Below are 3,606 nucleotides of genomic sequence, written 5' to 3' on the forward strand. Positions count from 1 at the left end.
TTGAATGGGTTCATGTGCAGCTCCATCAGCAAAAGGGGATGATAAGTTTATCACCACCGACTATTTGCAACAGTGCCGATATACCCAATGCGCTGTCCAGTCATGGAATTCCCTGCAAAATGTCAGGGAAGACTCTATGACCTTCAACGAGATATGTCAATAAATTCAAAATTCAATCCTATCCTGACGCAATTTACACATGGCATCTGACATCAGGTTAGGGTATAGCCCAGACTGACACTTGACTTATTGATACAACATGCAAGTGAGTGATACCGGAACATTTGGCATTTTTTACTATCTGAAGTATGATTTTACTTTCATCAGTAAAGAGTATTTCGCCGATGCGCATTTAACCTGTCCGCACCCCACTTTTGATTCTTCTCCCGCCAGGGAGAGCGGGTGCGTCTCACCGTGACAGGTTGATGCTGATTCCTCTGCTGTTTTCCCACTTGTGGACACGTGTCCCTGTCATTTGGTTTAGCTCTTGGCCTGCGGCTTCCGCATTGGCCTACAGGAGTTCAGATGACCCATATCGCATGTCATATCAACACTTTGCAGCTGCCCTTCGTCGCCTGTACTGTGCCCCTTACCTTCACTTTGCCCGCTGCGGGCTGCACCCTGATCGGCCGTAACGGCATCGGCAAGAGCCTGCTGCTGGAACTGCTGGCGGGCCAGCGCCGCGCGGATTCTGGCAAGATCGAGTGGTTGACCCCCATCAGCTGGTTGTCCCAGTTTGCACCGGCTCAAGATCATGACTGCGCAGCCAGTGTGGCCGACCTTATCGGCTGGGGCGAGCCGCTACGGGCCCTTGAGCGCATCGAGCAGGGGAGCTGCGCCCAGGACGATTTCGAGTTGCTGGCTGATCGCTGGAACCTGCGCAGCGATCTTGCCGACCTGCTGGCAGAAGCAGGCCTCAGACTCGATCCCCATGTCCCGGTCAGCACCCTGAGCGGTGGCCAGCTCACCCGTTTGCGCCTGCTGGCGCTGTTTGCGAGGCCTGCTCACTTTCTGTTGCTTGATGAGCCAGACAACCACCTCGATGCCTCTGGCATCGACTGGCTAAGCCAGCAACTGGCCAGACATCGCGGAGGTTACCTGCTGGTGAGCCACGACCGGCGCCTGCTCAATCAAACCAGTCAGATTCTGGAGCTGAGCGAGCAGGGGTTACAGAGTGCCCGCCTCTCGTTTGACGAGTTTCTGGCACAGCAGGCCGAGGTACAGGCTGCCCGCAGCACCAGTTTGGCGCAAGCGGTGCGAGGCGAAAAGGCGGCGGCGCGCAGCTTGCAAAAAGTGCGTGAACAGGCGGCCAGACGAGCCAGTCAGGGGCGGCGTGAGCGCGGCTCCCAAGCCAAAATCCTGCTTGATTTCAAGGCGGAACAGGCAGGCAAATCCCTTGGCAGAGTGCTGGACCGCCACGAGCGGGGCCACAGTGCGCAAGTGGAGGCCCGCACCGAGGCAGCAGCCGCGCTGGCGGCGGTGCAGCCGCTCATCATGCAGTGGCCGGAGGAGATCGAGCGCAAGGGGGCTGCCCAGCCGCTGGTGATTACGGCTGCGTCTCACGTGCGCTGGCATGGCCAGCGGGTTGATCTGGTGCTGCAACGGGGTGAGCGCTGTTTGCTCGGCGGTCGCAATGGCTGCGGCAAATCGAGTCTGCTGCAGATGTTGCGCGGGGTGCTGGAGCCCGAGACGGGCAGCTTTCGCATCAATGGCAAGATGGCTTGCCTCGATCAGGGGCTCAGCCTGATTGCGCGGGATCTCAGCCCGCTTGCCAACCTGTTGACAGTGGCTCCGACACTGGCCGAGAGTGATGCGAGAACACGGCTGGCGGGCATAGCCCTGCGCGGCGATCGCGCTCTGACGCCTTGTCATGGTCTGAGTGGGGGGGAGAGGTTAAAACTGGGTCTGCTGATGGTACTGGCGCAACTGCCCGACCTGCTGCTGCTCGATGAACCGGACAACCATCTGGATCACCCCTCGCGTCAGTTGCTCACTCAGGTCCTGGCGGACTACCCAGGCACTCTGCTATTGGTTTCTCACGATCCCGACTTCGTTGCAGGGGTTGGGGTTGGTAAAGAATTAAATCTTTCAGAGTGACCGCAAGATGATTGACCTAGATGCCCTTGTGGCAGGGGGTTAGAGGAGTTGACGGAAATTTCGGCGGTTCCGGCTTACAACCCCTAGCCTGAAATCCCTGCAAAAACATCTGGATGAAATGTATACCTACATCCGGAATAATAAGATGATGATCCCAAACTACGGCGAAATGCGTCGGTACGGAGAGCCGGTATCAACCGCGTTTGTGGAATCCACGATCAATGAAGTGATCGCCAGACGAATGGCCAAAAAGCAGCAGATGCAGTGGAGCAGAAAAGGGGCTCATTATTTGTTACAGACCCGGACCGCCGTTTTGAATAACGAACTGCAGGATAAATTTGTCTGCTGGTATCCGGGTTTTCAAAGTGACGGGAAGGGACCAGCGATGGCAGCATAGCTCACGCTGCCCCAATATTTTTTATGCTCTCGTCCGCCCTGCGTCGGATAGTCCGATTTTTTACCGGCGAAGCACGGCTCTCCTAACCCTATCTAAAGCGAATAACTTTTTTCAACAGGGCCGCGTGCCAATGCAAGAGCGATAGGCGCTCTACGCGCCAATTTGACCACTTAAAACAGGTAAATTGAGGGGTTGTAATGTGTTGATGTAACAGGCTTTTATTTTAATGTCTTGGCATATGTATAATGGTAGTCTAGCCCTCCTTTCAACAAGGAGTACTCATGGAAACCTACAATCATACATATCGGCACCACAACTTTTCACATAAAGACTTAAGTGATCTCACCTTCACCGCTTGCACATTCATTCGCAGCGACTTTCGACGTGCTAACTTGCGTGATACGACATTCGTCAACTGCAAGTTCATTGAACAGGGTGATATCGAAGGCTGCCACTTTGATGTCGCAGATCTTCGTGATGCAAGTTTCCAACAATGCCAACTTGCGATGGCAAACTTCAGTAATGCCAATTGCTACGGTATAGAGTTCCGTGCGTGTGATTTAAAAGGTGCCAACTTTTCCCGAACAAACTTTGCCCATCAAGTGAGTAATCGTATGTACTTTTGCTCAGCATTTATTTCTGGATGTAATCTTTCCTATGCCAATATGGAGAGGGTTTGTTTAGAAAAATGTGAGTTGTTTGAAAATCGCTGGATAGGAACGAACCTAGCGGGTGCATCACTGAAAGAGTCAGACTTAAGTCGAGGTGTTTTTTCCGAAGATGTCTGGGGGCAATTTAGCCTACAGGGTGCCAATTTATGCCACGCCGAACTCGACGGTTTAGATCCCCGCAAAGTCGATACATCAGGTATCAAAATTGCAGCCTGGCAGCAAGAACTGATTCTCGAAGCACTGGGTATTGTTGTTTATCCTGACTAATTGCTTTGATGTGTGATTTTAAACGCTCAAATTTATAAAACGAATAATATTGTCAACCTTGCAATAATAGACATAGGGACAACCATGTATAAATTTTGGCACTGTTGCAAAGTTAGCGATGAGGCAGCCTTTTGTCTTATTCAAAGGCCTTACATTTCAAAAACTCTGCTTACC

The 3,606-nt window shown here is 52.6% G+C and carries 2 protein-coding genes and 1 pseudogene; all 3 read left to right on the plus strand.

What is annotated here, in order from left to right; translation table 11 throughout:
* Positions 1-525 precede the first annotated feature (525 nt).
* Positions 526-2,097, plus strand: coding sequence for an ATP-binding cassette domain-containing protein (locus R7Q48_RS23770; RefSeq protein WP_094307857.1), 1,572 nt, complete (start codon positions 526-528; stop codon positions 2,095-2,097).
* Between the two features lie 85 nt (positions 2,098-2,182).
* Positions 2,183-2,494: pseudogene (locus R7Q48_RS23775) on the plus strand (ISKra4 family transposase); the annotation flags it as partial.
* A 281-nt stretch (positions 2,495-2,775) separates the two neighbouring features.
* Positions 2,776-3,432: a quinolone resistance pentapeptide repeat protein QnrS1 gene (locus R7Q48_RS23780; protein WP_001516695.1), complete on the plus strand. Its 657-nt coding sequence runs from the start codon at positions 2,776-2,778 to the stop codon at positions 3,430-3,432.
* Positions 3,433-3,606 lie beyond the last annotated feature (174 nt).

This window comes from Vibrio sp. 378 (assembly GCF_033339435.1).

Coding starts and splice junctions, on each gene's coding strand:
- R7Q48_RS23770 (WP_094307857.1), top strand. CDS start 526: ATGACCCATATCGCATGTCATATCAACACTTTGCAGCTGCCCTTCGTC.
- R7Q48_RS23780 (WP_001516695.1), top strand. CDS start 2,776: ATGGAAACCTACAATCATACATATCGGCACCACAACTTTTCACATAAA.